Annotated in this window: 5 protein-coding genes; 3 read left to right on the forward strand and 2 right to left on the reverse strand. The window is 58.6% G+C overall.

What is annotated here, in order from left to right; all coding sequences use genetic code 11:
* A partial coding sequence (locus ACXJKO_RS29945) for an outer membrane protein (protein WP_457094662.1) occupies nucleotides 1-594 on the forward strand: 594 nt, incomplete at its 5' end.
* 348 nt (nucleotides 595-942) lie between these two features.
* The gene (locus ACXJKO_RS29950; RefSeq protein WP_457094663.1) at nucleotides 943-1,155 is read left to right on the forward strand and encodes a hypothetical protein; all 213 of its coding nucleotides are present in this window, start codon (nucleotides 943-945) and stop codon (nucleotides 1,153-1,155) included.
* 123 nt (nucleotides 1,156-1,278) lie between these two features.
* On the opposite strand, the gene ACXJKO_RS29955 is transcribed toward ACXJKO_RS29950, so the two are convergent.
* Entirely contained in the window at nucleotides 1,279-1,860 is a 582-nt protein-coding gene (locus tag ACXJKO_RS29955; protein WP_457094664.1) for a hypothetical protein, read from the reverse strand.
* Nucleotides 1,861-2,199: 339 nt separating this feature from the next.
* Between ACXJKO_RS29955 and ACXJKO_RS29960 the strand changes: the two genes are divergently transcribed.
* Nucleotides 2,200-3,720: a sensor histidine kinase gene (locus tag ACXJKO_RS29960; protein ID WP_457094665.1), complete on the forward strand. Its 1,521-nt coding sequence runs from the start codon at nucleotides 2,200-2,202 to the stop codon at nucleotides 3,718-3,720.
* Nucleotides 3,721-4,359: 639 nt separating this feature from the next.
* Here the strand turns inward: ACXJKO_RS29960 and ACXJKO_RS29965 are convergent.
* On the reverse strand, nucleotides 4,360-4,533 hold a 174-nt coding region (locus ACXJKO_RS29965; protein WP_457094666.1), incomplete at its 5' end, for an integrase core domain-containing protein.

A 4,533-nucleotide genomic window follows, 5' to 3' on the forward strand; every position in this document is an offset into this window, starting at 1 on the left:
GGCGCGGTTGGCGTGGGCTCGCCCGCTGGCACCATCACCTTCGGCGACAGCGAAGGCGACGGCTTCGTCGGCGGCGGTCAGATCGGCTACAACTACCAGATCGGTTCCTTCGTCGTCGGTATCGAAACCGACATTCAGTGGGCTGACCTCGGCGGCGACAACGGCACCGCCGTTTATCCGGCTGCTTGGAATGCCTATGCGTTCCGCCCGGCCGGTGTTGCCGGCGGCGTTGATTGGTTCGGCACCGTTCGCGCTCGCGCCGGTGTGGCCTTCGACCGCGCCCTCATCTACGCCACCGGCGGTTTCGCTTACGGCGGCGGTGACGACAACAACGACTTCTTCTCCAACAACGACGACGTCCGTACGGGTTGGACGCTTGGTGCAGGCATGGAATACGCCTTCACCAACAACCTGACGGCCGGCCTCGAAGGCCTGTGGGTCAACCTCGACAACGAGAACAACACCTTCGTCGGCAGCTCCGTGCCGTTCCCCGCTGCTGACCGTCGTGCCGTCGATRCACCCGGCAACCGTGACAGCGAGAGCGAGTTCTTCGTGGTTCGCGCTAAGGTGAACTACAAGTTCAGCTCGTACTAAGAGCCATCGCTTTACGACAAACGGAAGGCCCGGGGAAACCCGGGCCTTTCATGTTCGTGCAACATCCTCATAAAAATCGTGAGGGAATAAACCGGCAGCGGCGTGCGTTTAGGGACCATGCATCGTCTGCCGCAAAAGCAGGACAGTCTCATGAGCCACAATCAAGCTGCCCAAACTGATACCACCCTACAACCTACGAGTGTTCCTTGCGCGAGGCCGTCGGTGCAGCGCGCTTCGTTCCTCTTCGTTGCCTCAGTCGGCTCCTTCATTGGGGCCTGCCTTGTGTTGGCCAGCATCTGACAAGACCAGCCACCTTATAACCCGTTGAGACGAACCGGAGCTGTCACCATGGATAGCGAGAAGTCAGCGTACAGCGTTGAGGGAGTAGCTCAGGCCATTCACGAAGCTCATCAACAAGCATGTTCGTGGAGCAACGAGCCGGACGAGGCCAAGGAGCGCTTCCGGGAATATGCCCGCAATGCCATTGAGCTTTTGAATGACGATATCGGCGTTCTTCTTGCCGCGCTGGCAGGGGCTACAGGAGAACAGCACGTGAGGTAACCCCGAAACCTGTCGAGAACCGTTTAGGGGTGTAGAGGCGCCGGGCTATATCGGAAGCAGCGGTTATTCTGACATCACAAAAACTGTAGGCCGACCTCAGCAAGAGGTCGGTCACACAGACTTTCACGAAACCCGCTTCATCAGCCGTGCCGTTGCCATGACGAGCTGAGTATTGAGCATCTCCTCAGCCGCATCATATCGAGCCACCCACCGTTCGTAGGTCGCCCAGCGCATGCCCTTCGGCTTGGGGAGCAGGTCCGATTCATCCGGGTTCTCGTCTCCGAGCAGAGCCGCTTTGACCTTCGCCTTAGTTCTCCAAGCTCTCCCAACTGGGTCGAGGAACTGCGAGGCATAGGCGCCTCTGCGATCCCAGGCATGACGGCTGGCAAAGAACGTGGCTCCGAGAGGTCGATAGAGCACGCACACGCGCCGACCGGATTTTGAGCAGGTGACGTACCATTGCAGCCCGCCAAAATGCCTCGGGTGCGATACGATGGAGAATGATTGGTGCCGCCCCTGAACCGATAGCTCCAGCTGACCGCTGCCCTCCCTCAGCATGAGGTGAACGGTGATGGTCTCGCCTGAGTTATAGGTAAGCACACACCGGATATTGCTGCCGGGTATGCCGGCGCCACTGGGGATGAGCTTGGCCAAGTCTAATTTTGGTCCGCTCTCAAGAGTGACGCGCTGCCGGTCACGAGGCATGTGTATAGCCCGCTGGCGGGAACTTAGCTTTCGTAGCCTTTGTTATCGCTGAAGAATCTCCATGTGGTGGCCTTATACCACACGTAGCGCCTGTTCGTGGTCTAATTCATTATTTCCCCTGTTAATTGACGGCCATATGACCAAGCCTACAGACCTTGAGAACTCACAGTGAAAGTCGCATTCCGACGAACAGGGATGCCGCTGGCTCGCTCTCTCGCTTGGCATCTGGGACTGCTTTGCTCTCTCCTCGTTCTGCCAGCGACTGTCTTTGTCGGGTGGGTACTCTGGCATTACGCTGCTGCCGAACGAGCGCATCTTCTGCAGAATGGCCAAGAGCTTGTGCATCGCATTGCCAATGCCGTTAAAACAGAGGCTGCCTCTATCATGGGGACTGCGCAGCTGGCCGCATCCTCTCCGAGGCTCGTTCAAGGTCCATTGAACCCCGAGGAGACGCGCCAAACGGCAGCCGCTGTCGCCCGCTCCCTTGGAGTAGATATCGCTCTCCGTGACGTTGCCGGTCAGCAATTGGTCAATACACGCCGCTTGCAGGATCAGAACCTTCGCTCTCGACCGCTTGAGGTCGACCAGACGGTGCTGGCCACCAAGCGAGCCGCCATTTCAGACTTGTTCCTCGGATCCTACAACCAGGAGCCTCGTGTTGCTGTCGTCGCGCCGGTCATTCAGCCTGCAACGGGAGAGGTCGTCTACTTCATCGACATCTCGGTTCCCGCCAAGCGCATCCTCGACATCATTTCCAAGGAACCCCTTGGCAGCGGGCTCTATGCGACCATCCTTGACCGGAAAGGCCGCGTCATTGCGCGGACCCGTGGCCAGCAGACGCTTGTTGGAACTGAAGCCTCCGAGTTCATGCGTGGCGTGACAAATCGAGCGGGAAATTTCCGGACACAATCCCTGGATGGAGTTCCAGTACTTGTCCACTATGCTCGTATAACCGGCTCGGATTGGATTGCTGCGGTTGGCCTTGAGGAAGAGACCCTTAACGCGCCCATCAGGCGGCTCGTAAGCTTGCTGGCCGCAACGGGTCTGTGCCTCGCCCTTCTCTCGGTGGCGCTGGCCTATCTGTTTGGCAGACGCATTACCAAAGCCATTGAAGGGCTTTCAGCCGCTGCCAGTTCCTTAGGAGCAGGGTCAGACGTGCCAAAACTTCAGACACCGATCCGTGAGGTCAACAATGTGAGCGCAGCTCTTGCGGACGCGGCAGAGGAGCGAAAACGTGCAGAGGAGCGCCAAGCCCTGATGGTTCGCGAGCTACACCACCGGGTAAAGAATACGCTTGCTACTGTTCAGGCTGTCGTCAACTCGACAGCCCGAAGGGCGGAGACCATCAGGGAGTTCAGTGATGCGGTGACCGAGCGCATCATCTCGCTAGCGAGGACCCATACGCTGCTTGTGGACGACGCTTGGGGAGGTGCCTCGCTAAACCACATCTTGAGAACTGAGCTGGAGCCGTACAACACCGGGCACGAACGGGTGAAGCTTCATGGTCCTGAAGTACATCTTCCAGACAGTATTGCTTTGGCATTCGGCATGGCCGTCCACGAACTGACGACGAACGCTGCCAAGTACGGAGCCCTTTCTCTTCCGACCGGCTGCGTACATGTAACCTGGTCGATTGAAGGGGAAGGCCCGAACCGACGTCTTCACTTAGAGTGGCGAGAGCATGATGGTCCACCAGTCGAAGCGCCAAAGCGGAAGGGGTTCGGATCAACCCTTCTAGAACGTGTGCTTGGGCGTCAGTTGCAAGGTGACGTCAGGACGGAGTACCTGCCGGAGGGTATCCGGGTGCAAGTGGATGCGCCTCTGATTGACTACACCGTCCGCGGGGCAGGAGCGGCTTAACTATAGAAGCCGCCCTTCTTCATCTCTCCACCCCAGCCCTTATCTGGTAGATTATATGTGTCCCTGTGGTGACACCGCTGGAGGACCCCAAATGGCCTTTGCGGTCACGTGAGAGGGACAGTTCCCGGCAATTTTCTTTCGTGGCGCTGGTTACTGTCCCTCTGGTGAGACCGGCTACAGATTTGGGCTCGTCAGGACGCCAGTTCATGAACCGCTTGGATGCTCGTTCACCTGAACGGTCGCAGGCATGAAGCGTCAGGCGGCACTCGGCTGCATGCGGTGTTTTGCGGTCGAAGTGGCCACGTGAGCACAGGACGATAAGCCCCTTCTGTATCAGATCCGCGAAGGCACGTGCCGCCGTGTTCTTGGAGCAGCACACGCGTTGAGCGGCATCCCGCGGAGAGTGCAAGGCGGCCGTTATTGCCACCGTTGTAGATGGCAGCCAATTCAATGAAGACGCTGCGAGCTACCGGCGAGAGCGAGCGCCAAGCAGGTGATTGCAGCATCCAATATGGGAGGGCCACGAAGCGCTTTGTTGTGCTTCGTCCCTTGTGTGACCCGCCCCCATGGAGAGGTCCGGTTAGAATGTTAATGGAGCGATGGCTTGAAGCGCTTGGGGTTGGTAGTCCAGGCTCGGCGTTAGCTTTCGCCGGCTCCTGAGCCCTGCGCCAGCGGCGAAGGGCTTATCCGCAAAGCATATTCCTGCGGCGTTCTGTTTCCAAGCGCCATGTGAGGACGGCTCTCATTGTACTCCCTCCGCCAAGCTTCGATCAGCCGCTTGGCCTCCGCGATGGTCTCGAACCAGTGCAGGTT

The organism is Microvirga sp. P5_D2, from assembly GCF_054049475.1.